The organism is Burkholderia sp. WSM2230 (genome assembly GCF_000472445.1).
Classification (GTDB): Bacteria; Pseudomonadota; Gammaproteobacteria; order Burkholderiales; family Burkholderiaceae; genus Paraburkholderia.
This window is the reverse complement of the sequence record NZ_AXAJ01000021.1, coordinates 12,699-38,509: the sequence shown is the minus strand read 5'-3', so window position 1 is coordinate 38,509 and position 25,811 is coordinate 12,699. Positions and strand designations below refer to the sequence as shown.

26 protein-coding genes, 1 other RNA gene and 1 pseudogene are annotated in these 25,811 nt (G+C 63.0%); 11 read left to right on the top strand and 17 right to left on the bottom strand.

What is annotated here, in order from left to right; translation table 11 throughout:
• Positions 1–110: 110 nt before the first annotated feature.
• Genes dusB through purH form a run of 3 tightly spaced genes read left to right on the top strand, consistent with a single transcriptional unit; the run spans position 111 to position 3,038 of the window.
• A complete protein-coding gene (gene dusB / locus A3AC_RS0127185) occupies positions 111–1,187 on the top strand; it encodes a tRNA dihydrouridine synthase DusB (protein WP_025602569.1) in 1,077 nt (358 codons plus the stop codon).
• Positions 1,184–1,417: a Fis family transcriptional regulator gene (locus A3AC_RS0127180; RefSeq protein ID WP_007180440.1), complete on the top strand. Its 234-nt coding sequence runs from the start codon at positions 1,184–1,186 to the stop codon at positions 1,415–1,417. Before dusB ends, A3AC_RS0127180 begins: the two co-directional genes overlap by 4 nt.
• Before the next feature lie 55 nt (positions 1,418–1,472).
• Complete coding sequence (purH, locus tag A3AC_RS0127175) at positions 1,473–3,038, top strand: bifunctional phosphoribosylaminoimidazolecarboxamide formyltransferase/IMP cyclohydrolase (RefSeq protein ID WP_025602568.1); 1,566 nt, start codon at positions 1,473–1,475, stop codon at positions 3,036–3,038.
• Between the two features lie 178 nt (positions 3,039–3,216).
• Here the strand turns inward: purH and A3AC_RS0127170 are convergent, their stop codons facing one another.
• Positions 3,217–3,456 carry a hypothetical protein gene (locus A3AC_RS0127170; protein ID WP_025602567.1) on the bottom strand — a complete coding sequence of 80 codons (240 nt, stop codon included), beginning with the start codon at positions 3,454–3,456 and terminating at the stop codon, positions 3,217–3,219.
• Positions 3,457–3,584: 128 nt separating this feature from the next.
• Between A3AC_RS0127170 and ruvC the strand changes: the two genes are divergently transcribed.
• The 4 genes from ruvC to A3AC_RS0127150 all read left to right on the top strand — a co-directional run bounded on the left by ruvC (position 3,585) and on the right by A3AC_RS0127150 (position 7,133).
• Positions 3,585–4,127, top strand: a complete 543-nt coding sequence (gene ruvC, locus A3AC_RS0127165) for a crossover junction endodeoxyribonuclease RuvC (RefSeq protein WP_025602566.1) — start codon at positions 3,585–3,587, stop codon at positions 4,125–4,127.
• A 166-nt stretch (positions 4,128–4,293) separates the two neighbouring features.
• The gene (gene ruvA, locus A3AC_RS0127160; RefSeq protein WP_013340457.1) at positions 4,294–4,875 is read left to right on the top strand and encodes a Holliday junction branch migration protein RuvA; all 582 of its coding nucleotides are present in this window, start codon (positions 4,294–4,296) and stop codon (positions 4,873–4,875) included.
• A gap of 201 nt (positions 4,876–5,076) precedes the next feature.
• Positions 5,077–6,141, top strand: a complete 1,065-nt coding sequence (ruvB, locus tag A3AC_RS0127155; protein ID WP_025602565.1) for a Holliday junction branch migration DNA helicase RuvB — start codon at positions 5,077–5,079, stop codon at positions 6,139–6,141.
• Positions 6,142–6,188: 47 nt separating this feature from the next.
• Positions 6,189–7,133 (top strand): oxygenase MpaB family protein, encoded by a 945-nt coding sequence (locus tag A3AC_RS0127150; RefSeq protein ID WP_025602564.1) that lies wholly within the window; start codon positions 6,189–6,191, stop codon positions 7,131–7,133.
• 157 nt (positions 7,134–7,290) lie between these two features.
• On the opposite strand, the gene A3AC_RS0127145 is transcribed toward A3AC_RS0127150, so the two are convergent.
• The 3 genes from A3AC_RS0127145 to tyrS form a co-directional block, all read right to left on the bottom strand.
• Complete coding sequence (locus tag A3AC_RS0127145; RefSeq protein ID WP_025602563.1) at positions 7,291–7,962, bottom strand: histidine phosphatase family protein; 672 nt, start codon at positions 7,960–7,962, stop codon at positions 7,291–7,293.
• Between the two features lie 66 nt (positions 7,963–8,028).
• On the bottom strand, positions 8,029–8,499 hold the full coding sequence (gene dtd, locus A3AC_RS0127140; protein ID WP_025602562.1) for a D-aminoacyl-tRNA deacylase: 471 nt from the start codon (positions 8,497–8,499) through the stop codon (positions 8,029–8,031).
• Between the two features lie 43 nt (positions 8,500–8,542).
• Positions 8,543–9,793 carry a tyrosine--tRNA ligase gene (gene tyrS, locus A3AC_RS0127135; protein ID WP_025602561.1) on the bottom strand — a complete coding sequence of 417 codons (1,251 nt, stop codon included), beginning with the start codon at positions 9,791–9,793 and terminating at the stop codon, positions 8,543–8,545.
• 237 nt (positions 9,794–10,030) lie between these two features.
• On the opposite strand from tyrS, the gene A3AC_RS0127130 reads away from it, so the two are divergent.
• Positions 10,031–11,161 (top strand): anhydro-N-acetylmuramic acid kinase, encoded by a 1,131-nt coding sequence (locus A3AC_RS0127130; protein WP_025602560.1) that lies wholly within the window; start codon positions 10,031–10,033, stop codon positions 11,159–11,161.
• A gap of 104 nt (positions 11,162–11,265) precedes the next feature.
• On the opposite strand, the gene erpA is transcribed toward A3AC_RS0127130, so the two are convergent.
• The 3 genes from erpA to rplM form a co-directional block, all read right to left on the bottom strand.
• Positions 11,266–11,631, bottom strand: coding sequence for an iron-sulfur cluster insertion protein ErpA (erpA, locus tag A3AC_RS0127125; protein WP_013340463.1), 366 nt, complete (start codon positions 11,629–11,631; stop codon positions 11,266–11,268).
• A gap of 337 nt (positions 11,632–11,968) precedes the next feature.
• On the bottom strand, positions 11,969–12,361 hold the full coding sequence (gene rpsI / locus A3AC_RS0127120) for a 30S ribosomal protein S9 (protein ID WP_013340464.1): 393 nt from the start codon (positions 12,359–12,361) through the stop codon (positions 11,969–11,971).
• A gap of 11 nt (positions 12,362–12,372) precedes the next feature.
• Positions 12,373–12,801, bottom strand: coding sequence for a 50S ribosomal protein L13 (rplM, locus tag A3AC_RS0127115; RefSeq protein ID WP_013340465.1), 429 nt, complete (start codon positions 12,799–12,801; stop codon positions 12,373–12,375).
• Between the two features lie 643 nt (positions 12,802–13,444).
• Between rplM and A3AC_RS0127110 the strand changes: the two genes are divergently transcribed.
• Positions 13,445–13,867 carry an OsmC family protein gene (locus A3AC_RS0127110; RefSeq protein WP_025602559.1) on the top strand — a complete coding sequence of 141 codons (423 nt, stop codon included), beginning with the start codon at positions 13,445–13,447 and terminating at the stop codon, positions 13,865–13,867.
• A gap of 126 nt (positions 13,868–13,993) precedes the next feature.
• Here A3AC_RS0127110 and rnpB read toward each other — a convergent pair.
• The 3 genes and pseudogenes from rnpB to pyrC form a co-directional block, all read right to left on the bottom strand.
• An RNA gene (gene rnpB / locus A3AC_RS29730) (RNase P RNA component class A) lies at positions 13,994–14,416 on the bottom strand.
• Positions 14,417–14,440: 24 nt separating this feature from the next.
• Positions 14,441–15,220 (bottom strand): annotated as a pseudogene (locus A3AC_RS0127105) (DUF3025 domain-containing protein); the annotation flags it as partial.
• Positions 15,221–15,454: 234 nt separating this feature from the next.
• Positions 15,455–16,525, bottom strand: a complete 1,071-nt coding sequence (gene pyrC, locus A3AC_RS0127100; RefSeq protein WP_025602557.1) for a dihydroorotase — start codon at positions 16,523–16,525, stop codon at positions 15,455–15,457.
• Between the two features lie 183 nt (positions 16,526–16,708).
• Here pyrC and A3AC_RS0127095 point away from each other — a divergent pair, with 183 nt between their 5' ends.
• On the top strand, positions 16,709–17,647 hold the full coding sequence (locus tag A3AC_RS0127095; RefSeq protein ID WP_084515592.1) for a class II glutamine amidotransferase: 939 nt from the start codon (positions 16,709–16,711) through the stop codon (positions 17,645–17,647).
• Between the two features lie 122 nt (positions 17,648–17,769).
• On the opposite strand, the gene A3AC_RS0127090 is transcribed toward A3AC_RS0127095, so the two are convergent.
• From A3AC_RS0127090 to A3AC_RS0127065, 6 genes are all read right to left on the bottom strand, one after another.
• The gene (locus tag A3AC_RS0127090) at positions 17,770–18,495 is read right to left on the bottom strand and encodes an amino acid ABC transporter ATP-binding protein (protein WP_013340469.1); all 726 of its coding nucleotides are present in this window, start codon (positions 18,493–18,495) and stop codon (positions 17,770–17,772) included.
• The gene (gltK, locus tag A3AC_RS0127085) at positions 18,492–19,169 is read right to left on the bottom strand and encodes a glutamate/aspartate ABC transporter permease GltK (RefSeq protein WP_025602555.1); all 678 of its coding nucleotides are present in this window, start codon (positions 19,167–19,169) and stop codon (positions 18,492–18,494) included. The genes A3AC_RS0127090 and gltK overlap by 4 nt, the downstream gene beginning before the upstream one ends.
• Complete coding sequence (locus tag A3AC_RS0127080) at positions 19,169–19,909, bottom strand: amino acid ABC transporter permease (RefSeq protein WP_025602554.1); 741 nt, start codon at positions 19,907–19,909, stop codon at positions 19,169–19,171. The genes gltK and A3AC_RS0127080 overlap by 1 nt, the downstream gene beginning before the upstream one ends.
• Before the next feature lie 82 nt (positions 19,910–19,991).
• Complete coding sequence (locus A3AC_RS0127075; RefSeq protein ID WP_025602553.1) at positions 19,992–20,885, bottom strand: glutamate/aspartate ABC transporter substrate-binding protein; 894 nt, start codon at positions 20,883–20,885, stop codon at positions 19,992–19,994.
• A 288-nt stretch (positions 20,886–21,173) separates the two neighbouring features.
• Positions 21,174–22,487: a Glu/Leu/Phe/Val family dehydrogenase gene (locus A3AC_RS0127070; protein ID WP_025602552.1), complete on the bottom strand. Its 1,314-nt coding sequence runs from the start codon at positions 22,485–22,487 to the stop codon at positions 21,174–21,176.
• Between the two features lie 161 nt (positions 22,488–22,648).
• Entirely contained in the window at positions 22,649–23,605 is a 957-nt protein-coding gene (locus tag A3AC_RS0127065) for a LysR family transcriptional regulator (RefSeq protein WP_025602551.1), read from the bottom strand.
• Positions 23,606–23,833: 228 nt separating this feature from the next.
• Between A3AC_RS0127065 and purB the strand changes: the two genes are divergently transcribed.
• Positions 23,834–25,222, top strand: coding sequence for an adenylosuccinate lyase (gene purB / locus A3AC_RS0127060; RefSeq protein ID WP_025602550.1), 1,389 nt, complete (start codon positions 23,834–23,836; stop codon positions 25,220–25,222).
• A gap of 88 nt (positions 25,223–25,310) precedes the next feature.
• On the opposite strand, the gene A3AC_RS0127055 is transcribed toward purB, so the two are convergent.
• Positions 25,311–25,805, bottom strand: coding sequence for a gluconokinase (locus A3AC_RS0127055; protein WP_025602549.1), 495 nt, complete (start codon positions 25,803–25,805; stop codon positions 25,311–25,313).
• Between the last annotated feature and the right edge of the window lie 6 nt (positions 25,806–25,811).

Sequence of the window (25,811 nt, the reverse complement as noted above, 5' to 3'; positions counted from 1 at the left end):
ACTGAAGTGCGGGCCATCCGTTAACGCTAAAATAGCGGTTTTCCCTCGCATTTCGCGAACGCTCCGATTGACACTTTCGGTGATCGGCGCCGCGCGCGTCCACGTACGTCATGCCTACCATCGGCTCGCACAATCTGCGCAATAACCTGTTCGTCGCGCCCATGGCCGGCGTGACCGACCGTCCGTTCCGGCAGCTTTGCAAACGGCTCGGCGCAGGCTATGCCGTGTCGGAAATGGTCGCGTCGAATGCGCAGCTGTGGAAGAGCGAGAAAACCATGCGCCGCGCGAACCACGCGGGCGAAGTCGAGCCGATTGCCGTACAGATCGCCGGCGCCGATCCCGCGATGATGGCCGAAGCCGCCCGCTACAACGTGGCGAACGGCGCACAGATCATCGACATCAATATGGGCTGCCCGGCCAAGAAGGTGTGCAACGTGGCGGCCGGCTCCGCCCTGTTGCAGAACGAGCCGCTCGTGCAGCGCATCGTCGAGGCGGTGGTGGGCGCGGTGGGCGTCGGTCCGGACGCCGTGCCTGTCACGCTGAAAATCCGCACCGGCTGGAATCGCGAGAACAAGAACGCGCTGAACGTCGCGCGGCTCGCGGAAGCCGCCGGCATTTCCATGCTGACGGTGCATGGCCGTACGCGCGCCGACCTGTATCACGGCGACGCCGAATACGAGACCATCGCCGCCGTTAAGGCCGCCGTGCGTATTCCGGTGGTGGCCAACGGCGACATAACGTCGCCGGAAAAGGCGCGCCACGTGCTGGCCGCGACCGGTGCGGACGCCATCATGATCGGTCGCGCGGCGCAGGGGCGCCCGTGGCTCTTCCGCGAGATCGAGCACTTCCTGCAAACCGGCGAGCTGCTGCCGCCGCCGCGCATCGACGAAATCCAGCAGGTCATGAACGAGCACCTGGAAGATCACTACGCGTTTTACGGGGAATTTACCGGCGTTCGCACTGCGCGCAAGCACATCGGCTGGTACACTCGCGGCCTTTCTGGCGCCAACGTGTTCCGGCATCGCATGAATACGCTCGACACCACGCGCGAACAACTCCTCGCCGTCAACGAATTTTTCGACGCACAGAAGGCGATCTCCGAGCGCCTCGTCTACGTCGACGAAACAGTTGGCAACCCCGCATCGGGCACGAGCGGCGAGGACCACACCGACCGACTAGCAGCATGAGCAAGAACAATATCGAACAATCTGTCCGCGACAGCCTGGGCATGTACTTCCAGGACCTCGACGGCTCGAATCCGCACGACGTCTATGACATGGTGATCTCGTGCGTGGAAAAACCCCTGCTCGAAGTGGTGCTCGAGCAGGCCGGCGGCAATCAGTCGCTGGCCGCCGAGTATCTCGGCATCAACCGCAATACGCTGCGCAAGAAGCTGCAACAGCACGGTCTGTTGTAGCGCAGGTAGTTTTCTCGCGCCCTGCCACGTTTCCCTTCGGCTTTTCGTCTTCATCATGATCAAGCAAGCGCTCATCTCCGTTTCCGACAAGTCCGGCATCGTCGACTTCGCCAGGTCGCTGTCGGACCTCGGCGTCAAGATCCTGTCGACCGGCGGCACTGCGAAACTGCTCGCGGACGCGGGCCTCTCCGTCACCGAAGTCGCCGACTACACGGGCTTCCCGGAAATGCTGGACGGGCGCGTGAAAACGCTGCATCCGAAGGTGCACGGCGGCATTCTGGCGCGCCGCGATCTGCCGGAACACATGGCCGCGCTCGAAAAGCACGACATTCCGACCATCGACCTGCTGGTCGTGAACCTGTACCCGTTCGTGCAGACGGTGTCGAAAGAAGAGTGCTCGCTTGAAGACGCGATCGAGAACATCGACATTGGCGGCCCCACCATGCTGCGCTCGGCCGCGAAGAATCATCGCGACGTGACGGTGGTGGTCGACCCGGCCGACTACGCGGTCGTGCTCGAGGAAATGCGCGCGAGCAACAACAGCGTGTCGTACAAGACCAACTTCCGTCTCGCGACCAAGGTTTTCGCGCATACGGCGCAGTACGACGGCGCGATTACGAACTATCTGACGAGCCTTACCGACGAGCTACAGCACGCGTCGCGCAACACGTATCCGGCTACGTTCAACCTGGCCTTCGACAAGGTGCAGGACCTGCGTTACGGCGAAAACCCGCATCAAAGCGCGGCGTTCTACCGCGATCTGTCGGTGCCGGCCGGCGCGCTGGCGAACTACAACCAGCTGCAGGGTAAGGAACTGTCGTACAACAACATCGCGGATTCCGACGCTGCGTGGGAATGTGTGAAGACCTTCGACGTGCCGGCCTGCGTGATTGTCAAGCACGCCAATCCCTGCGGCGTGGCGGTCGGCGCGGACGCGAACGAAGCGTATTCGAAGGCGTTCCAGACCGACCCGACCTCGGCGTTCGGCGGCATCATCGCCTTCAATCGCGAAGTGGACGAAGCAGCGGCGCAAGCCGTGGCCAAGCAGTTCGTCGAGGTGCTGATCGCGCCGTCGTTCAGCGCAGAAGCGCGCCAGGTGTTCGCGGCGAAGCAGAATGTGCGTCTCCTGGAAATTGCGCTGGGCGAAGGCCATAACGCATTCGATCTGAAGCGTGTGGGCGGCGGCCTGCTGGTTCAATCGCTGGATTCGAAGAATGTTCAGCCGCGCGAACTGCGCGTGGTCACCAAGCGTCACCCCACGCCGAAGGAAATGGACGACCTGCTGTTCGCATGGCGCGTGGCGAAGTACGTGAAGTCGAACGCCATCGTGTTCTGCGGCAACGGCATGACGCTCGGCGTCGGCGCGGGCCAGATGAGCCGCGTGGACTCGGCGCGCATCGCGAGCATCAAGGCGCAGAACGCCGGCTTGACGCTGACGGGTTCGGCGGTCGCGTCGGACGCGTTCTTCCCGTTCCGCGACGGCCTTGACGTGGTCGTGGCAGCGGGCGCGACGTGCGTGATCCAGCCGGGCGGCTCCATGCGCGACGACGAAGTGGTGAGCGCCGCGGACGAGCACAACATTGCGATGGTGCTGACTGGTGTGCGTCACTTCCGGCATTGATTGCGGTATTGGATTTCGCTTGAGCGGTGGCGAGTTGTTGTTGGAGCCGCTGTAAGAGACGATAGAACGGCCCGGTGGAAATTTCCGTCGGGCCGTTTTGTTTTGCCGGTGTCTTATGTGCGTCTTGTCGGCGCGGCGGTCGGAGTCAGCGGTTGCAGTCAGCATCGCGTGTCAGTGGTCAGTCCGGAGGGTCTTTGCGCTCGTAGCCGTCCCTCACGTCCTGGTGCTGGCTGATGTATGTGCCCAAGCCCTCGCCGCGTTTTGCGAGTCGCTTGAGCGCGGCCACATGTTTTTCGCCGACGCTCTTTTCCGAGTACCAGTACGTCGTGCCCGAGTTGAAGCGAGCGGCAACAAAGTCATCGCCGATTTCATACGCGACGACGCCGGATTTCCCACTCCTGTTTCGATAGCGCTGCATACGCGATCGCCTCCTTCCGACAGAGCCAGCAGTTTTTATTCCGCACGCGCCGCGCTTTGCGGGCCGCCGCGCGACGTGTCTGTTGTAGTATCGCAGGCACTTGGCCTTAACCGCATGTGCGGCACTTCATGAGAATTCTCGGTATCGACCCAGGCTTGCGCGTCACCGGCTTCGGCGTGATCGACCAGAGCGGACACACACTTAGCTACGTCGCGAGCGGCGTCATAAAGACCGCCGACGCCGACCTGCCGTCGCGCCTCGGCACCATTTTTGAGGGCATTTCGACGCTGATCCGCCAGCACTCGCCGGATCAATCGGCGATCGAAAAGGTGTTCGTCAACGTGAATCCGCAGTCCACTTTGCTGCTCGGCCAGGCGCGCGGCGCGGCGATTTGCGGCCTGGTGGCGGGCGGCGTGCCGGTCGCCGAATACACCGCGCTGCAGTTGAAGCAGGCCGTGGTGGGCTACGGCCGCGCGACCAAGGAGCAGATGCAGCAGATGGTCGTGCGCCTGCTCAACCTGTCCGGCGTGCCAGGCACCGACGCCGCCGACGCGCTCGGCATGGCGATCTGCCACGCACACGGCGGCACGACTTTGGGCACCCTCGGCGACATCGCGCCGTCGCTGGCAAAGAAGGGATTGCGCGTGAGACGCGGGCGTCTGGTCGGCTAAACGTTCGCCGCGCCTTCCTGGCGTCACGCCGCCGCGCGCGTCCCGCGCCCCCCGCACGCTTTCACGTGCAGCCGGCAACCATTTTTTTCGCGCGATGCCCGGGCCGCCATCAGCGGCGCGCACACGCTGCGCTACACTCGCCCTTTCTCACAAGATTGAACTCGCCATGATCGGTCGCATTGCCGGCGTTCTGCTGGAAAAAAACCCGCCGCATCTGCTCGTCGACTGCAACGGCGTCGGTTATGAAGTCGATGTGCCGATGAGCACGTTCTACAATCTGCCGTCCACCGGCGAGCGCGTCGTGCTGCTCACGCAAATGATCGTGCGCGAAGACGCGCATCTGCTATACGGCTTCGGCACCGCCGAGGAACGTTCCACCTTCCGCGAGCTGCTGAAGATTTCCGGCATCGGCGCGCGTATGGCGCTCGCTGTGCTCTCCGGCATGAGCGTGCACGAACTCTCGCAGACGGTCACGCTGCAGGACGCCGCGCGCCTGACGCGCGTGCCGGGCATCGGCAAGAAGACGGCCGAGCGGCTGCTGCTCGAACTCAAGGGCAAGCTCGGTGCGGATCTCGGCGCAATGGCCGGCGCTGTGTCGGCATCCGACCACGCGTCCGACATTCTCAACGCGCTGCTCGCGCTGGGCTACTCGGAGAAGGAAGCCCTCGCGGCGATCAAGAACGTGCCGGCTGGAACGGGCGTGTCGGACGGGATCAAGCTTGCGTTGAAGGCTTTGTCTAAGGCGTGAGGCGTGAGCCGACCTCAGCCTGATGCCGGAGCCGGAGGCTGATGCCGGAGCCTGATGCCGGAGCCTCAGCCTGATGCCTGAGCCTCATACCGGAGCGCCGGTCCCACGCGCGATCAGACAAGCTTCGCACACCTCGGCAAACGGCGCAGCCTGGCCGTTCGGCCGGGTTTCGCCACGCGCCTCGCGCGGTACAATGAGCAGATGATCGAAACCGACAAACTCGCCGCCGAGCGCATCATCGCGGCCACGCCCGTCTCGCCGAACGAGGAAGCGTTCGAACGCGCGTTGCGCCCGCGCCAGCTCGAAGAATATGTCGGGCAGGAAAAAGTGCGCGGCCAGCTCGAAATCTTTATCGAGGCTGCCCGGCGCCGTTCGGAATCGCTTGACCACGTATTGCTGTTCGGGCCGCCGGGCTTGGGCAAGACCACGCTCGCGCACATCATCGCGCGCGAAATGGGCGTAAATCTGCGGCAAACCTCCGGGCCGGTGCTCGAGCGTGCCGGCGACCTCGCCGCGCTGCTCACCAATCTGGAAGCAAACGACGTGCTGTTCATCGACGAAATTCACCGGCTCTCGCCGGTCGTCGAGGAAATTCTGTACCCCGCGCTCGAGGATTATCAGATCGACATCATGATCGGCGAAGGGCCGGCCGCGCGCAGCGTGAAGCTGGACTTGCAGCCATTCACGCTGGTCGGCGCGACCACCCGCGCGGGCATGCTGACCAATCCGCTACGCGATCGCTTCGGCATCGTCGCGCGGCTCGAATTCTATAACGCCGAGGAGCTCGCGCGTATCGTCACGCGTTCGGCTTCGCTGCTGAATGCGCAGATTCATCCGGACGGCGCGTTCGAAATAGCGAGGCGCGCGCGCGGCACGCCGCGTATCGCCAACCGGCTGCTGCGGCGCGTGCGCGATTTCGCCGAGGTCAAGGCCGACGGCAACATCACCGCGCAAGTCGCGGACGCGGCGCTCCGCATGCTCGACGTCGACGCGGTCGGCTTCGACCTGATGGACCGCAAACTGCTCGAAGCGATCCTGCACAAGTTCGACGGCGGTCCGGTCGGCGTCGACAATCTGGCGGCCGCAATCGGCGAGGAGCGCGACACGATCGAAGACGTACTCGAGCCGTATCTGATCCAGCAAGGCTTCCTGCAGCGTACGCCGCGCGGCCGCGTCGCCACGCTGCTTACCTACCGGCACTTCGGGCTCGCGGCGCCGGACGCGTCGAGCACACTGCCTGGCCTGTGGGACTCGGCTGCGACGTGAGCGCGGCCTGACCATGAGCGGCACGGCGTAGCGAGACGGATCAAACAATGTCCGACGAGACGAGACAAGCCCGATCTCCCGGCACGCTTGCACAGGCGCTCACCGGAAGATTGCGCTCGAAGCTCGCGGCCGGCGTCACGCACCTGACGACCGGCAGCGGCCCGACACTCGACTATTCATCGCCGCCCGGCGACCCGGGCCTGTTCGGCCCCGACTCGGTGTGCTGGAAAGTCCACGCCGATTTCACGTCGATGATGACCGGCGGCATCAGCGCGCTGCTGCTTCAGGCGTTGCATCCGCTCGCGCTCGCCGGCGTGTGGGATCACTCCACGTTTCGCACCGATATTCTCGGGCGCCTGCGCCGGACGGCGACGTTCATCGCCGGCACGACGTACGGCAGCCGGCATGATGCGCTTGCGCTGATAGAACGCGTGAAGCGCATTCACCTGGGCGTGAGCGGCGTCGCGCCGGATGGCCGGCCGTATCGCGCGAGCGAACCGGCGCTGCTGACGTGGGTGCACGTCGCAGAAGTGTCCAGCTTCATGACCGCGCATCTTCGCTATGTGAATCCGGCGCTTTCCGTTGCTGCGCAGGACCAGTATTTCGCGGAAACCGCGCGCATCGCGCAGATGCTCGGCGCGTCTGACATTCCGCGCTCGCGCGCCGAGATCGATGCCTATCTGCTGACCATGCAGCCGAAACTGGTGGCGAGCGAACGCACTCGCGAGGTCGTGCGAGTTTTAAAGAATGCGCCGGCACCCAGTGCCGCCATGCGTCCGGCCGGTGTGCTGATGTTCAATGCGGGCGTCGATCTTCTGCCCGACTGGGCGCAGGCAATGCTGGGTTTCGAACGCCATGCGCTGATGCGCCGCGCCGTGGCAAGGCCCGGCGTGCGCCTCGTTGCGCCTGTCATCAGATGGGCGCTAGTGAATGGGGTGTCGAAGCGGGCGCGCCGCCGCGTTGCCGCCGCGCGTGGAACCGATTCGCGCTGAGCCGGAGTTGCGGTTGAGCTGGGCTGAGCCAAGCCAAGGTGAGCTGAGACGGAAGGAGTCGGGACTGAGCTCTGTTGGACTCGCGCTGAGCGAAGCCAGGCTCAACTGGAGCCAAGCCGGGCGCGGCGAGCTCGCTCGTAACAAGCGCGGCACGCAACTAGCGACCCGGTTCCGGGACTTTCTTGAAACTATCGTCGGCGCTGGGCGCGTCGAGATGCGATACATCGCCCCACGACACTATCGTCGCGCGGCCATCGTCGAAATCCACCACATTCACGCTCGTGTTCAGCAACGTGTAGTCGCGCGGCGCATCGAGCGGCAAACCGCATGCGAAGCGGCGCACGCAGTCGAGCACACCGCCATGCGCGACGCAGGCGATCCGCCCGCCCGGATGCGCGGCGACCAGCGGCTCGATTGCATGCAGCACCCGGTGATAGAACGCGCGCTGCGACTCGCCCTCGGGCGGCGCGAAGCCGGGGTCGCGGGTTTGCCAATGCGCGTATTCATCCGGAAAACGCGCGGCGATTTCGTCGCTGTCGTGGCCCTGGAACGCGCCGTAGGAACGCTCGCGCAAACCTTCGCGCAATTGCACCGGCAAGCCGAGTGCGTCCGCGATCGGCTGCGCCGTTTGCCGCGCGCGCTGCAGGTCGCTCGAATAGATCGCATCGAGTCGCGCGCCGCGCTTCGCTTCATCCGCGATACGACGCGCGAGGTTTTGCGCCTGGGCAACTCCCACCGCGGCGAGCGGAATGTCGATATGCCCTTGAATGCGCTTGATGCGGTTCCAGTCGGTCTCGCCGTGCCGGATAAACAGAATCTGCGTGGTCATGGGATCAAGGTGGGCGCCGTTCGCCGGTTGTGCCGAGCCGCTATTGTCGCAAGAACCGTGCGGGACTCAGGCGTTGGTCTGCAGCCAGAAGGTGACGGGCCCATCGTTGACAAGCGAAACCTGCATGTCGGCGCCGAATTCGCCCGTCTCGACAAGGGGATGTTTGGCGCGCGCCGCCGCAACGAAATAGTCGAACAGGCGCTTGCCTTCATCCGGCGGCGCGGCCGGCGTGAAGCTCGGCCGCAGACCGCTGTTGGTGTCCGCAGCCAGCGTGAACTGCGAGACCAGCAGCAAGCCGCCCGCGCGGCCCGCGCCGTCCACGTTCTGCACCGACAGGTTCATCTTGCCGGCGGCGTCGCTGAACACACGGTAGCCGAGCACCTTGGCGAGCAGCCGGTCGGCCGCCGCTTCGGTGTCGCCGCGCTCCGCGCACACGAGCGCGAGCAGGCCCGCGTCGATTGCGCCGGCCACGCGCTCGGTTTCCCCCTCCACGATGCGCACCTCGGCGCGCCGCACGCGTTGGATCAACGCGATCATCGCGCCCGCTCCGGCTTCGGAGTTCGGTTCATGGCCCGCAAACTTAGGCCGTCAGCGTGACGCGCGCAAAGCGGCGCTTGCCGACCTGCACGACGTACTCGCCGGCCTCGACTTTCAGGCCCTTGTCCGACACCGTAGTGCCGCCGATCTTCACGCCGCCCTGCTCGATATTGCGCAGCGCTTCGCTCGTCGAAGGCACGAGGTTCGCCTGCTTGAGCAACTGGCCGATGGCGAGCGGCGCACCCGTGAGCGCGACCGCCGGAATATCGTCCGGCACGCCGCCCTTCGCGCGGTGGTTGAAGTCTTCCAGCGCGCGTTCGGCGTCAGCTTGCGAATGGAAACGCGCGACGATTTCCTGGCCGAGCATGACCTTGAAGTCACGCGGATTGCGGCCCGCTTCGGTTTCCGCCTTGAAGCGAGCGATCTCGTCCATCGGACGGAACGACAGCAGCTCGAAGTAACGCCACATCAGCGTGTCGGAAATGCTCATTAGCTTGCCGAACATGTCCGTCGGCTTTTCGCTGATGCCGATGTAGTTGTTCTTCGACTTCGACATTTTTTCGACGCCGTCGAGCCCTTCGAGCAGCGGCATTGTCAGGATGCACTGCTGTTCCTGGCCATACTGCTTCTGCAATTCGCGGCCGACCAGCAAATTGAACTTCTGGTCTGTGCCGCCGAGTTCGAGGTCCGCATTGAGCGCGACAGAGTCGTAGCCCTGCATCAACGGGTACAGGAACTCGTGGATCGAGATCGGCACGCCGCTCTGGAAACGCTTGGTGAAGTCCTCGCGCTCGAGAATGCGCGCCACCGTGTAGCGCGACGCGAGCTTGATCATGCCGTCGGCGCCGAGCGGCATCGACCATTCGCTGTTGTAGCGGATTTCGGTCTTCTCGCGGTCGAGCACGAGCGCGGCCTGCTCGAAATACGTCTTCGCGTTCGATTCGATCTGTTCGCGCGTGAGCGGCGGGCGCGTGGCGTTGCGGCCCGACGGATCGCCGATCAGCGACGTGAAATCGCCGATCAGGAAAATCACCGTGTGACCGAGGTCCTGCAACTGGCGCATCTTGTTCAGCACGACCGTGTGGCCGATGTGGATGTCAGGCGCGGTCGGATCGAGCCCGAGCTTGATGCGCAGCGGCGTGCCGGTGGCCGCGCTCTTCGCGAGTTTTTGCGCGAATTCTTCCTCGATCAGCAATTCGTCAACGCCCCGCTTGGTGACGGCGAGGGCATGACGGACTTCGTCGGTGATCGGAAAGGCGGGTGCGGGGTTCGGCTTGTTGGACTCGGTGCTCATGCTGGAAACGTGAAGTCGCGAAAAAAACAGATTGTCCCATAGATGCGCGCCGCCGCGCCCGTCAAAGCCGTCGCGAGCGCGGGCGAGCGTCGAGAATCCGCGGCCACCGGCTCGCGCAAACGCGGCGACGCGCTTCATATTCGGCCGCGCTTGCGTCGATAATCTGCTACAACTTCGCAAACGAGCGACCAGGACGCAGCATTGAACTCGAAACGAAACATCGACAGGAGCAGTAACTTGGCGCAAGACTCCGCAGACGGCGTCTATTTCGGACTGATGTCCGGCACCAGCATGGACGGCGTGGACGGCGTAGCCGTGCGCTTCGCCGAGGGCAAGCCGCCCGTGGTGCTGGCCGAGGCATTCGTCGATTTCGCCGCAGGCTTGCGCGAAGCGCTATTCGCGCTGCAACAGCCGGGCGAGAACGAAATAGAACGCGAGGCGCTCGCCGCCAATGCGCTCGCCACGCGGTATACGGTGTGCTGCCACGAACTGCTGCGCGGCGGCCATGTGTCCGCCGCCGAGGTGCGCGCGATCGGTGTGCACGGGCAGACGGTGCGACATCGGCCGGAAAAGGGCTATACGCGGCAGATCAACAATCCGGCGCTGCTCGCCGAGATGATGCATATCGACGTGGTCGCCGATTTTCGCAGCCGCGACGTCGCCGCGGGCGGCCAGGGCGCGCCGCTCGTGCCCGCCTTTCACGCGACGATATTTGGTGCAAAAGACGAGACGCGTGTGGTGTGCAACCTGGGCGGCATCAGCAATATCACGATCCTGCATGCGACCGGCAACGTGCGCGGTTTTGATTGCGGGCCCGCGAACGCGCTTCTCGACGAGTGGGCGCAGCGCCACCTCGGCAAGCCTTTCGACGAAAACGGGCATTTCGCGGCCGGTGGCCAGGTGGACCGCTCGCTGCTGAACGCGTTGCTCGACGAGCCGTACTTCGTGCAGCAGCCGCCCAAGAGCACCGGGCGCGATCTGTTCAACGCCCAATGGCTCGACGCAAAGCTGCAGCCGTTCGCCGGACTCGCGCCCGCCGACGTGCAGGCGACGCTCGTCGCGCTAACTGCGGTAACGATCGCGCGAGAAATCGAGCGACATGCGTCGGACGCGAGAGCGGTCTATGTCTGCGGGGGAGGCGCGCGTAATCCGGAGGTGATGAAGGCCTTGCAACAGGCGCTGGAAGACAGCGGTGTGCGCGGCGTGCCGGTTATGACCACCGACGCGCTCGGCGTGCCGCCAAGCCAGGTCGAGCCGCTCGCGTTCGCGTGGCTTGCCATGCGCTGCATCGCGCGCCTGCCGGGCAGTCTGCCGGCCGTGACGGGGGCAAGCGCCCCGCGCGTGCTCGGCGCAATTTATCCGCGCTGACGCCTGATTTCGGGCGAGCGGGAGCCGAGTTGCGCCGGGCGTCGTAGGCAACAAAAAACGGGGCCGCAGCCCCGTTTCCTGGCAATATGCTGCCTGGCCGGCTTTTAAACCGAGAACGACGAACCGCAACCGCAAGTCGTGGTCGCGTTCGGGTTCTTGATGACGAATTGCGCGCCGTTAATGTCGTCCTTGTAGTCGATCTCAGCGCCGACCAGATACTGATAGCTCATCGAGTCGATCAACAATTGCACGCCGCTCTTGTTCATGACGGTGTCGTCTTCGTTCACGGCTTCGTCGAACGTAAAACCGTACTGAAAGCCCGAGCAGCCGCCGCCCTGCACGAAAACGCGCAGTTTCAGGTCCGCATTGCCTTCTTCTTCGATCAGTTGCTTGACCTTGTCAGCCGCTGCGTCGGTGAAAACGAAGGGGGCCGGCATCTCGGTCACGGGTGTTTCGGTGACTGCGTTCATTCGAACTCTCCAGAAAGCTTCTCACCGCTATTGTAGGGCTGATCTCAATATCGTGCCGAAGCCCACAGAATCAATGGGTTCTTACAGGAATCCGGTTTGACGGCAGGAGCGCGCGGGCGTTCGCGCGGTGGGTTTATCCAGAAACGGCGCTCGGTGGCGTCGAATTCGCTGCTCGATGGAGTATGGCTGCGTCGACGGTTGGGTACGGCGACGTCCAGGACGCCGGATCGGCGTCAGCATCCGCCCGTTACCGCGGAAAATAAAAAAGCCGCCTTCGCGACAGCGTTGGCGGCTTTTGCTGCGTTCCGGCCAAGAGCCGGTTCGCACCCGAAACGAATTAACGCTTCGAGAATTGCTTCCGGCGACGTGCCTTGTGGAAGCCGACCTTCTTACGTTCGACTTCACGAGCGTCACGCGTAACGAAGCCAGCCTTCGACAGTTCCGGCTTCAGCGTTGCGTCGTAGTCCATGAGCGCGCGGGTAATGCCGTGGCGAACCGCACCGGCTTGGCCCGTTTCACCGCCACCCGTCACGTTGACCTTGATGTCGAACGTGGCAGCGTGGTTCGTGAGTTCCAGCGGCTGACGCACGATCATCAGCGACGTTTCGCGCGAGAAGTAATCGGCGATAGGCTTGCCGTTCACAACGATGTCGCCCTTGCCTGCCTTGATGAACACGCGTGCGACGGCGCTCTTGCGGCGGCCCGTGCCGTAATTCCAGTTACCGATCATGTGGGCTCCCCTTAGATCTCGAGCGCCTTCGGCTGTTGCGCCGAATGCGGATGCGTTGCGTCAGCGTAGACCTTCAGCTTCTTGATCATCGCGTAGCCGAGTGGGCCCTTCGGCAGCATGCCTTTGACCGCCTTCTCGAGCGCGCGGCCCGGGAAGCGTTCCTGCATCTTGCCGAACGTCGTTTCGTAGATACCGCCCGGGTAGCCCGAGTGACGGTAGTACTTCTTGTCAGTAGTCTTGTTGCCCGTGACCTTCAGCTTGCCGGCGTTGATAACGATGATGAAATCACCGGTGTCGACGTGCGGAGTGAATTCAGGCTTGTGCTTGCCGCGAAGACGGTGTGCCACTTCGCTGGCGACACGCCCGAGAACCTTATCCGTCGCGTCAATCACGTACCATTCGCGCGCCACCTCATGGGCTTTTGCGGAAAACGTCTTCATGATCGATCCAAAAAAATTGCTGCGCCCAATGTGTTTTTTCCTGCTTGTAGTGTGCGCATCGAGGCGCGTGCAGGCTCTCCCTGTTCTTCCTCCGCGGGCGCGGATGCGGAAAAGCCCTGAATTATAAAGGAATTTGTGACGTCAAGTCAAAATGTACGGGACTTCACGCAAAATCTGCCTGAGGCGCGCCTCGCGGAGCGTGGCAACCAACGCGCAATGGGGCGAAAAAAAACCCGAACACAAGTGGTTCGGGTTTAATCCACCAAAGGAGGAGGTGGAGGAGACAGCGGAGGTTGCGCACTGCTGCAACCGATGGGTCAATTATATGAAGCATTCTTGTGCAACGCAAGAACATTTGCATCGCGAAATCGCATTTCATAATGTGGATTCGACCAGCGAATCAAGATGGTTACCCGCGACGCCCGCAGATCAATCGGTCCGGCCCGTCACCGCGCCGCGCCGAGGGCGGGATCCAGAGTAAGACTCCTAAATGCTCGCCGTGCCCGAGCACTAGCCGACCATGCCGCGCCGCAACAAGCAAGCTGCGATTGTGCATAATTTCGCACGGAAGTCGCCCCGGGCGGACACTGAGAGGCCGGGCTACAATGCCGTCTCGACATAGCGAAGCGCGGTGGAGCACAGCATGGAATGCAAAGTAAGCTGGATGGGACAAGACGGGATGGCGTTCGCGGCCGAGACGGGCAGCGGCCACCTGGTTGCGATGGACGGCGCGCCGGAAGGCGGCGGCCGCAATCTCGCGCCGCGTCCAATGGAAATGGTCTTGCTAGGCACAGGCGGCTGCACCGCCTACGACGTCGTGATGATCCTGAAGAAAAGCCGCCAGGAAATCGCCGGTTGCTCTGTCACGCTGAAGGCCGAGCGAGCCAGCGAAGACCCGAAAGTGTTCACGAAAATCCATTTCCATTTCACCGTGACGGGCAAGAATCTGAATCCGGCGACCGTGGAGCGGGCGATCAACCTGTCGCACGACAAATACTGCTCGGCGTCGATCATGATCGCGAAGACGGCGGAACTGACGCATTCGTTTGATATCGTGGCGAACTGAGCGCCGCGCAGCGGGCATGGAGCGTGGCGGTCTGCAAGGCGCCGCTCGCAAGCCAGAGCTCACCGGCCCTCCGGTTGCACCAATGAAAATGCCGGCGGCCAAAAGACGCCGGCATTTTTTATGAGGTGGCAAAGCAGGCCGATAAGCCGGATTCTGTGCACGCGCAACGTCCGAAGACGCGACGCGCGTGGCAGCCATTCCTCTAGGCGCGCCATTACTGACGCGCTCAAGCTTCCTACCCGCAGACGAGACGGGGGCCCCGCCCTGCATCTCGAAGATGCGCGCCTGCCTACTTGGAATTGCTCCGGGTGGAGGTTACCGTGCCGGTCTGCCTTGCAGCAGCCGCGGTGCGCTCTTACCGCACCGTTTCACCCTTACCTGATCCCGGCTTGCGCCGGGCCATCGGCGGTTTGCTTTCTGTTGCCCTGTTCCGCGTGTCGCCACGGATGGCCGTTAGCCATCACCCTGCCCTGTGGAGTCCGGACTTTCCTCGCCCTCGTTGGCTCCAACTCGTGAAACCGCCGAGGCCGCGACTGCCTGGCCTGCTTTGCTGCCGCCGATTTTACCATCTGCGCGCCGGCCGGCGCGAAACACCGACGTGTCGTCGTAGAAGGCGGGCTCCTCGTTCTCCGGCCACCAGCCGGGGATGCCCAGCACCGGAAGCGGCGCGAACAGCCGGCTCGTGAGCGCTTCGGTGCTCAGCAAAGCCGCGCTGACGGCCTCGTCGAGCCATGCGTCGCGCGACGCGGCGTCCCATTCGAAGTAAGCGGGCGGCACGTCGACGATCCACGCGTGCCCCGTGCAGGCCTTGAATGGCGCGATGAGTTTCTCCAGCAGCGCGTGGCCGAAGCAGCGTACTTCGCAACTCGCGCCCCACGCGTTGCGCCGTTCCACCAGTAGGGTGCGCCAGTCGAAGCCGCGCAGCGCGGCGCTCAGCGCCGGGTCGGCGCACGCGAACAACAGCGCGTTTTCGTCGAACAAAGTCAGCGCGTCCCTCACGCCGCCGCGCGTCGGGCCGACGCCCAGCAGGTCGATGGCCGCCGACTGCCGCGCGTTGAGCGCCGCCTTGATGCGCGGAAATGCAAACCACATCGACGCGTTGAAGAAGTCGTGCAGATTGTGCCGCGTCGGCACGCAGCCGGTGGACGCAATGTGCGCCTCATACGCGGCGCCAGGCGGCAAGTCGTCCTGCGCTATGAAGGCGAGCCGCTGGCCGCGGCCCGTCACCTGGCGTGTCTCTGCGGCGTCCGCGTTCATTTCGGCGAGCAGCGCCGCGTAGCTCGTGAGCGCGGCGCGCTGCCAGCGCTGGCCGCGCGCGGCGAACTGCCCGAACCACGGCTTCGACCAGTCGATCGCGGCAAAGCCGGACGGCGCGTCCGGCGAAGGCGCCGGGAGTGGCCGGGTTCCGCTGCTGCCGGACGTTGCGGCGCTCGCGCCCTGCCCGCCCGGCGTGTCACGCACGGAATTGTTTACAGGCTCGCTCGCGGTTTCAAGCGCGGTTTGTGACGCGCTTTTGCGCACTGTTTCGCGCACGGAATCGCACACACTCCCCGGCCCGGCCTCACGCTCCGGCATCTCAGGCACGCCTCAAACCAGGCGCCAACCAATCGACTCGCCGCCGCGCAGCGGCACCACCGGCGTATCGCCGACCGGCAACTCCGCCGGCAGCGTCCATTCCTCGCGACGCAGCGTGACTTTCTCGGCATTGCGCGGCAGACCGTAGAAATCCGCGCCGTGGAAACTCGCGAAGGCTTCGAGCTTGTCGAGCGCACCGGCTTTGTCGAAAGCCTCGGTGTACAACTCAAGCGCGTGCAGCGCCGTATAGCAGCCCGCGCAGCCGCACGCGTGCTCCTTCAGACCCTTCGGATGCGGCGCGCTGTCTGTGCCGAGGAAGTAGCGCGGATTGCCCGATGTCGCGGCTTCGACGAGCGCCACGCGATGCGTCTCGCGCTTCAGCACGGGCAGGCAGTAGTAATGCGGGCGAATGCCGCCCTGGAAAATCGCATTGCGGTTGTACAGCAGATGGTGCGCGGTAATCGTTGCGCCCAGCAGGTCGGGCGACGCGCCGGCTTCGCGGATGTAGTCGACCGCGTCTTTCGTGGTGATGTGCTCGAACACCACTTTGAGCGCCGGAAAGTCGCGGCGCAGCGGCGTCATGACCCGGTCGATGAACACCTTCTCGCGGTCGAACAGGTCAATCGACGAATCCGTCACCTCGCCGTGCACGAGCAGCGGCATGCCGGTTTCCTGCATGGCTTCGAGCGTTTTCGCGCACTTCGTGATGTCGGTCACGCCCGCGTCCGAGTTCGTCGTCGCGCCGGCCGGATAAAGTTTGACGCCGTGCACGAAGCCGCTTTCGCGCGCGCGGCGAATCTCGTCGGGCGGCGTGTTGTCGGTCAGATACAGCGTCATCAGCGGCTCGAATTTCGCGCCCGCCGGGATGGCGGCGACAATCCGCTCGCGGTACGCCTGCGCCATCGCCGTAGTCGTGACGGGCGGTTTCAGGTTCGGCATGATGATCGCGCGGCCGAACTGGCGCGCGGTATCCGGCAACACCGCCGCCAGCATGGCGCCGTCGCGCACGTGCAGGTGCCAGTCGTCCGGGCGGGCTAGCGTGATGGAGTCGCGGGAGTCGGTGGAAGCGTTGGGAGCGGTCATGGCGAGAGGGGAACGGAAACTGCGGCGAATGAACAATGCGGGCAAAGCGCCGACGATGAGTTCAAACCGTTGTGTTGCGGCCTGAATACACGTCAATTTCGCTATTTGGCGCTTCTGGCTCGGTGATATGCTTGGAAAATCATCATTGTAACGGCTCGCCCCGTTCACAGGCTTACCCGCAACATGTGCCAACTTCTAGGAATGAACTGCGCCGCGCCGACGGACGTCACGTTCTCGTTCACCGGCTTTGCGGCGCGCGGCGGCGTCACCGATCACCATGCCGACGGCTGGGGCATCGCCTTCTTCGAAGACAAAGCGTGCCGCCTGTTCATCGACCATCAATCGTCGGCGACCTCGCCGATCGCGGAAATGGTCAAGCGCTATCCGATCAAATCGAAGAACACCATCGCGCATATCCGTAAGGCGACGCAAGGACACATTCTGCTGGAAAACTGCCACCCGTTCATGCGCGAACTTTGGGGGCGGCACTGGATCTTCGCGCACAACGGCGACCTGAAAGACTATTCGCCGGTGCTCTCGGGCGTCTATCAGCCGGTTGGCACAACCGACAGCGAACTCGCTTTTTGCGCGCTGCTCGAAGGTTTGCGCAAAGCTTTTCCCGGCGCGCAACAACCGCCGCTCAACGAACTGTTCGCCGCGCTCGAAACGCTCACGCGCGAGATCACGAAGTTCGGCGTGTTCAATTTCCTCATGTCGAATGGCCAGGCTCTGTTCGCGCATTGCTCGACGCATCTGCATTACATCGTGCGGCGCTGGCCCTTTTCGACCGCGCATCTTGTCGATGCCGACGTCTCGATCGACTTCGCCAAGTACACGACGCCCGAGGATCGCGTCGCGGTGATCGCAACGCAGCCGCTCACCGACAACGAAGTGTGGACCGCGTTTGCGCCCGGCGATCTGCTGATGTTCCAGCACGGCGACGTGATTGGCCGTGTCAATGTGCCGGTGCCGGCCTCAGTGCTCGAAAAGTTGCGCAATCCGGCTCTGGATGCGTCTGCTTCGGCGAGCACGATTGCAGCTTCGGCGTCGGCCGCACCCGCTGTTGCGGAGCTCGAAGTCGATCTCGAAGCAGCGGACGACACGGCGGCGTTCGAGTCGTGAAGCACGTCGCGGCCGCAACGACGCGTGACTAGCCGAAAGCAAAAAAAGCCGCTCTTTCGAGCGGCTTTTTTGTCTGACGCGCCAGCCACCGCGCACAACATGCGGCAGCGGCAGTCGCGACCTCAGTGCAGGATCTTCGCCAGGAAATCCTTCGCGCGATCGGACTTCGGATTGGCGAAGAAGTCTTCCTTGCGGTCGTCTTCGACGATCAAGCCCTTGTCCATGAAAATCACGCGGTGCGCGACCTTCTTCGCGAAGCCCATTTCGTGCGTCACGCACATCATGGTCATGCCTTCCTGCGCGAGTTCGACCATCACGTCGAGCACTTCGTTGATCATTTCCGGATCGAGCGCCGACGTGGGTTCGTCGAACAGCATCGCGATGGGGTCCATGGAGAGCGCGCGCGCAATCGCCACGCGCTGCTGCTGACCGCCCGACAATTGCCCCGGAAACTTGTCCGCATGCGCGCGCAAGCCGACGCGATCGAGCAGTTTCAGGCCCTTCGCCGCCGCTTCGTCCTTCGAGCGGCCGAGCACCTTGATCTGCGCGAGCGTGAGGTTCTGCACGATCGACAGATGCGGGAACAGCTCGAAGTGCTGGAACACCATGCCGACCTTCGAGCGCAGCTTCGACAGATTGGTTTTCTTGTCCGTCAGCGATTGCCCGTTGATGACGATCTCGCCTTTCTGGAACGGCTCAAGGCCATTGACGGTCTTGATCAGCGTGGACTTGCCCGAACCCGACGGCCCGCACACCACGACCACTTCACCCTTTTTGACTTCCGTCGTGCAGTCGGTCAGCACCTGAAACTGGCCGTACCACTTCGAAACATTCTTGATAGAGATCATCTTGCGACCTTTTTCTGAAGACCTTTGACGAGGCTCGACGCAATCACGCAGATCACGAAATAACACGCGCCCGCGAACAGTACCATTTCGACATTCGTGCCGTCACGATCGCCAATATTAGTGGCGGTGCGGAAGAAGTCGGCGAGGCTGATCACGTAGACGAGCGACGTATCCTGAAAGAGCACGATGCCCTGCGTGAGCAGCAAGGGCACCATTGCGCGGAAGGCCTGCGGCAACACGATCAGGCGCATGGCCTGACCGTAACCCATGCCGAGCGCGAACGCCGCGTTGACCTGCCCGCGCGGCACTGCCTGAATGCCCGCGCGAATGATCTCCGAGTAATACGCCGCTTCGAACAGCGAGAAAGCGACCATCGCCGACGCGAGACGAATGTCGATATCCGCCGACAGCCCGAGCACGTTCTGCAGCACCTGCGGCACGATCAGGAAGAACCACAGCAGGACCATCACCAGCGGGATGGAACGGAAAATCGTCACGTAGCCCTTCGCGAACCACTCGAAAGGCTTGAACGACGACAGCCGCAACATCGCGAGAACTGTGCCCCAGATAATGCCGATCACAATCGCGATCAGCGTGATCTTGAAGGTGACGACGGCGCCGGTCCACAACGTAGGCAGTGCGCCCGGAATACCGCTCCAGTCGAAATGGTGCATCACTTGCCTCCGATATAGCCGGGCAACCGGGTCTTGGCTTCGATCCAGCGCATCAGTTGCATCACGACCAGATTGATCAGCACGTACGCGAGCGTGACGGCGATGAACGACTCATACGTCTGCGACGTGTAGTCGACGAGCTGCCGCGCCTGCGCGGAAAGATCGAGCAGACCGATGGTCGAGGCGACCGCCGAGTTCTTGAAGATGTTCAGGAACTCGGAGGTGAGCGGCGGCACGATGATCCGGTATGCAACCGGCAGCAGCACATAGCGGTACGTCTGCCATTGCGTGAAGCCCATCGCAAGGCCTGCGGCGCGCTGGCCGCGCGGCAACGCGTTGATGCCCGAGCGCACCTGCTCGCACACGCGCGCGGCGGTGAAGAGGCCCAGACAGATGATAGAAGCGGAGAAGAACTGCGCGCTTGGCGGCAGTTGCTTGAACCACGTGCCGATAGACACCGGCAGCAATTCCGGTATCACCAGATACCAGATGAAGAACTGCACGATAAGCGGAATGTTGCGGAAAATCGCGACGTAGACCGTGCCGATGCCCGACGCCCATTTGTTCGGCACCGTGCGCAGCACGCCGAACAACGAACCGACGATCAGCGCAATCACCCATGCCGACAGCGACACGGTAATCGTCACCCAGAAGCCCGACAGCAGCCAGCCCAGGTAAGTGGTCGGCTCGCCGGTGGAGACGGGACTCAGCAGAATGCCCCAGTTCCAGTGATATGACATGACCAAGACTCCAGCAAAAAGAAACGGAAGAAGCGCGCGGCCTCTTCCGTTTCATTCAGCATTTCAAAAAAACAGCTAAGGTTTAATCGATTGCCTTGTCATTCGGGCCCTTGAAGAGCGCCTTGATGTCGTCGCTTTCCGGGAAGTTCAGGTTCAGGCCCTTCGGCGGGATCGGCGATTCGAACCACTTCTTGTAGATCTTGTCGGCTTCGCCCGAAGTTTCGACCTTCGCGATTGCTTCGTCCACGACCTTCTTGAACTCCGGATCGTTCTTGCGCAGCATGCAGCCGTAAGCTTCATGCGACTGCGGCGCGCCGACGATGACGAAATCGCCCGGATTGTTCGACTTGGCGCGCTCGCCGGCGAGCAGCGCGTCGTCCATCATGAACGCAGCGGCGCGGCCGGTGGACAGCGTCAGGAACGACTCGCCGTGGTCCTTCGCGCTGATGATGTTCATGCCCATGTTCTTGTCCTGGTTCATCTTGCGAAGCAGGCGCTCAGACGTGGTGCCGGCCGTCGTGACGACCGTCTTGCCCTTCAGGTCGGCCCAGTCCTTGATGCCCGAGTCTTTCTTGGTCATCAGACGCGTGCCGATCACGAAGATCGTGTTCGAGAACGCCACCTGTTGCTGGCGCTCCGCGTTATTCGTGGTGGAGCCGCATTCCATGTCGACCGTGCCGTTCTGCACGAGCGGAATACGGTTTTGCGACGTGACCGGAATCAGCTTCACTTTCAGGTTCGGCGCGTTGAGCTTCTGCTTGACCGCGTCAACCACCTTCAGCGCGAATTCCTGTGAATAACCGATGACATTCTGCTTGTCGTCGTAGTAAGAAAACGGAATCGACGATTCGCGATGGCCCAGCGAAATGACGCCCGTGTCCTTGATTTTTTTCAGCGTGCCAGCGTCTTGCGCGTGCGCGCCAACCGTAAACAGTCCGAGAGTCGCGAGCAACAGCGCAGCTTTTTTAACCTTCATGTTTGATCTCCTTGGCAAGAACCGGCGCCAGTTTAGCAAAGTAATTATTCTGAAAGTATGGCTATAAACCATTGTTGTTGCGCGCACGCCGCTATTGGCACGCGGCTGCTTCGCGCAGTCGGTCAACCTTTCCGGATATGCAAAAGCGGGCGGCATCGCAACGATGCCGCCCGCCAGGCAAAACACGCGCTCTTGTGGAGGGCGTTCAGACATGCGCATTCCCGTGGAACGCGCGGCGCATCCGCGAGGTAGCGGACCCGCCGTTTGCCGCTTTTTGCAAGCCGGACATCAAGGATACAGGCCGCGCATTTCGCGCGCTTGCAGAATCCGCTTACACGCGACGATAAACGCTGCCGTACGCACCGAAACGTTCTGCTCGCTCGACACCTGCCACACAGCGGCAAACGCTTCGCGCATCACGCGCTCGAGGCGCTGATTGATCTCGTCTTCGGTCCAGAAGAAGCTGGAGAAGTCCTGCACCCATTCGAAGTAGGACACCGTCACGCCACCCGCATTGGCCACCACGTCCGGAATCACGAGGATGCCGCGATCGCGCAGGATGTCGTCGGCAGCCGTAGTGGTCGGGCCGTTGGCGCCTTCCACGACGATCTTCGTCTTGATCTTGCCGGCGTTCTTTTCGGTGATCTGGTTTTCCAGCGCGGCCGGAATCAGAATGTCCGACTCCACGGTCCAGAACTCCTCGTTCGTCACCGCGTCGGCTTCCGGGAAACCGCCCACGCCGCCCGTCTTCGCCACATGATCGAGCAGTGCGACTGCGTCAATACCCGTCGACTTGTACAGCGAGCCCGTGTGGTCCTGCACCGCGACGACCTTCGCGCCCGCTTCCTGGAAGAGACGCGCGGCAATCCCGCCGACGTTGCCGAAGCCTTGCACGGCGATGCGCGCGCCCTCGATGTCAAAGCCGATGCGGCGCGCCGCTTCGCAGCCGACCACGAACACACCGCGGCCCGTTGCTTCGCGGCGGCCGAGCGAACCGCCGAGCGTGATCGGCTTGCCGGTCACGACGCCGGTTGCCGTTTGGCCCTGGTTCATCGAGTACGTGTCCATCATCCACGCCATGATCTGCTCGTTCGTGTTCACGTCCGGCGCGGGAATGTCGGTATTCGGTCCGATGATGATGCCGATCTCGCTGGTGTAGCGGCGCGTGACGCGCTCGAGTTCGCCACGCGAGAGCTTGCGCGGATCGAGGCGGATGCCGCCCTTCGCGCCGCCGTAAGGAACGTTCACCGCAGCGTTCTTCACCGACATCCACGCAGACAGCGCCATGACTTCGGACAGCGTCACGTCCTGGTGATAACGCACACCGCCTTTGCCCGGACCGCGCGACACGTTGTGCTGCACGCGGTAACCCTCGAAGTGCGCGACCGTGCCGTTATCCAGTTCGATAGGCACGTCGACGATCAGAATACGCTTCGGGCGCTTCAGGGTTTCGAGCCAGCGGGACAGCGAGCCGAGGTACGGCGCGACGCGGTCGACCTGGCGCAGGTAGTTGCCCCAAGGGCCGAGGTCTTCGCTATTGAGGTAGGAGGGAACGGACTGCAAGGTTGAGACAGATTCGGCGACTTGCTGCTGGGAAGACATGAACGCTCCGGCGTTGATCGAATAGCAGCATTGTCGAAAAAGGCCGTTTTGAAATCCAATGCCGTTTCCTTATTCGATTATGTTTTTTTTGCATAACCTCGCTGAACCCGCAATTTCGCGTCGCCGACATGCAGGTTCGCGCGGCCTGGTCGCCTGGCTTGTCAGATGCCGCCGTGCGCGAGTTCTTCCGAGACCACGTCCCATAACTGCCGCACGAGAATCTGCCGTGCGTCGTCGCTTTTCGCGGCCAGCTTGTCGCGATACAGGCGGATCTCCATCGTAAGCGTGAGTTGCCCTTCGGGCGTGCCGCGTGTCGCGCGGTCGAGCCGGATCAGCTTGCCGTCCGCGACCGCATCTTCCACTGCGCTGTGCGGCAGGAAGGCGATGCCGTGGCCCGCCAGCGCCATCGCCTTCAGCCCTTCGGCCATGTCGGTTTCGTAGAGCCGGTCCAGATAGAGGCGCTCGGGCGCGTTGGCGAGAATCACCTCGGTCATGCGGCCCAGATACGCATTGGGCGTGTACGACAGATACGGCGTGGGCGCCTGTGCAGTGCCCGGCAGCGTGTGACGCGGCCGGCTTGCGCGCCCCGGCGCGGAAAACGGACTGATCGGCTCGTTGCCAAGCGTCAGCATGTCGTAGCGGCCCGGATCGAGCGCCACCGGATGGCTGGGATGGTGATATCCCATCATCAGATCGCAACCGCCTTCCACCAGCGAGAGCGCCGCGTCGTGCACGTTGAGCGCCCGCAGCCGCGTATGGATCGGGCCCATCTGCGCCTCGATGCGTTGCAGCCAGCGCGGGAAGTAGGTGAGCGACAGCGTGTGCGGCACGGCGAATTCGATCGTCGCCTGCGGCGTCGCCGTATGACCGCGCAGCAGCGCGCGCGCCTCGTGAAACTGCGAGAGCATGGCAAGCGCCTGCTCGTTGAATACCTGACCCGCGGGCGTCAGACGCGTCGGATAGACCGAGCGGTCGATGAGCTCTGTACCGAGCCACGCCTCGAGCGCCTGGATACGCCGCGAGAAAGCCGGCTGCGTCACATGCCGCAGTTCAGCGGACCGGCTGAAACTACGCGTCTCCGCGAGCGAAACGAAGTCTTCGAGCCATTTCAGTTCCATGCGAAGCCTGCTGCCGGCGAGAAAGAAGAAGTCAGCATTCTAGTGGGTCTCTTCGCGCGCACCATCCCGATCCGCAGTCGCGTTGTCGGCACATCGCCCGCAACGGATGGCGCGCAGCCCGCCTATTCCGGGCGAATCCAGCCGTGGTGGTAAAATTCGCGGTTCCCTCCGTTCCGATCCGCCCGCTGCGACTTCAGCGAGCGCTCAACGCTTAGACCAGCCGCCATCATGTCCGACACCCGCCCCGACACTCTGTTCGCGCTGAATGCGCTCTCTCCGCTCGACGGCCGCTATGCGTCGAAAACCGAAGCCCTGCGCGACTGGCTCTCGGAAGCCGCGTTCATGCGCAATCGCGTGACGGTCGAAATTCATTGGCTGATCGCGCTCTCGCGCGCCGGTTTCGCCGAAGTGCCGCGCTTCTCCGAAGCGTCCGAGCAATTCCTGCTGCAACTGGCCGAGCGCTTCACCGCGCACGACGCCGCGCGCATCAAGGAAATCGAGCGCGTGACGAATCACGACGTGAAGGCCGTCGAATATTGGCTAAAGGAGTCGGTCAAGGGTCAGGAAGAACTCGAGCGTGCGAGCGAATTCATCCACTTCGCGTGCACGTCGGAAGACATCAACAACACGTCGCATGGCCTGATGCTCGCGGGCGCCCGCGAGCACGTCATTCTGCCGGCGCTGCGCACCGTCCATCAGAAGCTCGTCGCGCTGGCTCACGCGCACGCCGAGCAGCCGATGCTCTCGCGCACGCACGGCCAGCCGGCCAGCCCGACCACGCTCGGCAAGGAAATCGCCAACGTGGCCGCGCGCCTCGCACGCGCCATCGAGCGTATCGCGAACGTGGAACTGCTCGGCAAGATGAACGGCGCGGTTGGCAACTTCAACGCGCATCTGTCGGCATATCCGGAGTTCGACTGGGAAGCGTTCTCGCGCGAAGTGGTCGAACAGCGCCTGAAGCTCACGTTCAATCCGTACACGATCCAGATCGAGCCGCACGACTATATGGCCGAACTGTTCGACGCCGTCGCGCGCGCGAACACGATCCTGCTGGATCTCGACCGCGACGTGTGGGGCTACATCTCGGTCGGCTATTTCAAGCAACGCACGAAGGCCGGCGAGATCGGTTCGTCGACGATGCCGCATAAGGTGAACCCGATCGACTTCGAAAACTCCGAAGGCAACCTGGGCCTCGCGAACGCAACGCTGCGCCACCTCGCCGACAAACTGCCGGTGTCGCGCTGGCAGCGCGACCTCACCGATTCAACAGTGCTGCGCAACATGGGCGTCGCCCTCGGCTATTCGCTGCTCGCGTACGACTCGCTGATCCGCGGTCTGGACAAGCTCGAGGTGAACGCACAACGTCTGAACGAAGACCTCGACAACTGCTGGGAAGTGCTGGCCGAGCCCGTGCAAACGGTGATGCGCCGTTACGGCATTGAAAATCCGTACGAGCAGTTGAAGGAATTGACACGCGGCAAGGGCATCACGCGTGAGGCGCTGCAAACGTTCGTGAGCGGCCTGGCTATTCCGCAAGACGCGAAAGACCGCCTGCTCGCGATGACGCCGGCTTCGTACATCGGCAAGGCAGTGGAACTGGCGAAGCGCATCGGCTGATAAAAGGCCTCCGCCAAAGCAAAAGAAAAGCCGCTCCGAGGAGCGGCTTTTCTACTCTACATCCAGACTGCAACTGCAGGCGGGAAGCCTAGCGCTTGTCGATCTGCTTCAACACGTCGTCGACAATCTGTTCCGGCGACAGTTCGATGCTCACCGTCACGGCTTCGTCCGCACCCGGTTCCTCGAGCGTGTCGAGCTGGCTTTGCAGCAGCGACGGGTCGAAGAAATGGCCGGTACGCGTGGTCAGACGCTCCTGCAGCAACTCGCGCGAGCCCTTCAGGTAGACGAAGCACACGTCCTTGTCGCCGTCGCGCAGAATGTCGCGATACGAGCGCTTCAGCGACGAACACGTGAACACAGCCGTCTCGCCCGCCTTCTGCTTTTCTTCGATCGCGGCGCGGATAGTTTTGAGCCACGGCCACCGGTCTTCGTCGGTGAGCGGAATGCCGTGGTGCATCTTCTCCTTGTTCGCGGCGCTATGAAACGCGTCGCCGTCGGTGAACGCGCAGTGCAGGCGCTCTGCCAGCATCTCGCCAATTCTCGTTTTGCCGGCGCCCGACACGCCCATTGCGATCAGAATCATCTAAAA

Excerpts from the sequence above, each read along its gene's own strand:
- dusB (WP_025602569.1), top strand. The coding sequence starts at position 111 with ATGCCTACCATCGGCTCGCACAATCTGCGCAATAACCTGTTCGTCGCG.
- A3AC_RS0127180 (WP_007180440.1), top strand. The coding sequence starts at position 1,184 with ATGAGCAAGAACAATATCGAACAATCTGTCCGCGACAGCCTGGGCATG.
- purH (WP_025602568.1), top strand. The coding sequence starts at position 1,473 with ATGATCAAGCAAGCGCTCATCTCCGTTTCCGACAAGTCCGGCATCGTC.
- A3AC_RS0127170 (WP_025602567.1), bottom strand. The coding sequence starts at position 3,456 with ATGCAGCGCTATCGAAACAGGAGTGGGAAATCCGGCGTCGTCGCGTAT.
- ruvC (WP_025602566.1), top strand. The coding sequence starts at position 3,585 with ATGAGAATTCTCGGTATCGACCCAGGCTTGCGCGTCACCGGCTTCGGC.
- ruvA (WP_013340457.1), top strand. The coding sequence starts at position 4,294 with ATGATCGGTCGCATTGCCGGCGTTCTGCTGGAAAAAAACCCGCCGCAT.
- ruvB (WP_025602565.1), top strand. The coding sequence starts at position 5,077 with ATGATCGAAACCGACAAACTCGCCGCCGAGCGCATCATCGCGGCCACG.
- A3AC_RS0127150 (WP_025602564.1), top strand. The coding sequence starts at position 6,189 with ATGTCCGACGAGACGAGACAAGCCCGATCTCCCGGCACGCTTGCACAG.
- A3AC_RS0127145 (WP_025602563.1), bottom strand. The coding sequence starts at position 7,962 with ATGACCACGCAGATTCTGTTTATCCGGCACGGCGAGACCGACTGGAAC.
- dtd (WP_025602562.1), bottom strand. The coding sequence starts at position 8,499 with ATGATCGCGTTGATCCAACGCGTGCGGCGCGCCGAGGTGCGCATCGTG.
- tyrS (WP_025602561.1), bottom strand. The coding sequence starts at position 9,793 with ATGAGCACCGAGTCCAACAAGCCGAACCCCGCACCCGCCTTTCCGATC.
- erpA (WP_013340463.1), bottom strand. The coding sequence starts at position 11,631 with ATGAACGCAGTCACCGAAACACCCGTGACCGAGATGCCGGCCCCCTTC.
- rpsI (WP_013340464.1), bottom strand. The coding sequence starts at position 12,361 with ATGATCGGTAACTGGAATTACGGCACGGGCCGCCGCAAGAGCGCCGTC.
- rplM (WP_013340465.1), bottom strand. The coding sequence starts at position 12,801 with ATGAAGACGTTTTCCGCAAAAGCCCATGAGGTGGCGCGCGAATGGTAC.
- A3AC_RS0127110 (WP_025602559.1), top strand. The coding sequence starts at position 13,445 with ATGGAATGCAAAGTAAGCTGGATGGGACAAGACGGGATGGCGTTCGCG.
- pyrC (WP_025602557.1), bottom strand. The coding sequence starts at position 16,525 with ATGACCGCTCCCAACGCTTCCACCGACTCCCGCGACTCCATCACGCTA.
- A3AC_RS0127095 (WP_084515592.1), top strand. The coding sequence starts at position 16,709 with ATGTGCCAACTTCTAGGAATGAACTGCGCCGCGCCGACGGACGTCACG.
- A3AC_RS0127090 (WP_013340469.1), bottom strand. The coding sequence starts at position 18,495 with ATGATCTCTATCAAGAATGTTTCGAAGTGGTACGGCCAGTTTCAGGTG.
- gltK (WP_025602555.1), bottom strand. The coding sequence starts at position 19,169 with ATGCACCATTTCGACTGGAGCGGTATTCCGGGCGCACTGCCTACGTTG.
- A3AC_RS0127080 (WP_025602554.1), bottom strand. The coding sequence starts at position 19,909 with ATGTCATATCACTGGAACTGGGGCATTCTGCTGAGTCCCGTCTCCACC.
- A3AC_RS0127075 (WP_025602553.1), bottom strand. The coding sequence starts at position 20,885 with ATGAAGGTTAAAAAAGCTGCGCTGTTGCTCGCGACTCTCGGACTGTTT.
- A3AC_RS0127070 (WP_025602552.1), bottom strand. The coding sequence starts at position 22,487 with ATGTCTTCCCAGCAGCAAGTCGCCGAATCTGTCTCAACCTTGCAGTCC.
- A3AC_RS0127065 (WP_025602551.1), bottom strand. The coding sequence starts at position 23,605 with ATGGAACTGAAATGGCTCGAAGACTTCGTTTCGCTCGCGGAGACGCGT.
- purB (WP_025602550.1), top strand. The coding sequence starts at position 23,834 with ATGTCCGACACCCGCCCCGACACTCTGTTCGCGCTGAATGCGCTCTCT.
- A3AC_RS0127055 (WP_025602549.1), bottom strand. The coding sequence starts at position 25,805 with ATGATTCTGATCGCAATGGGCGTGTCGGGCGCCGGCAAAACGAGAATT.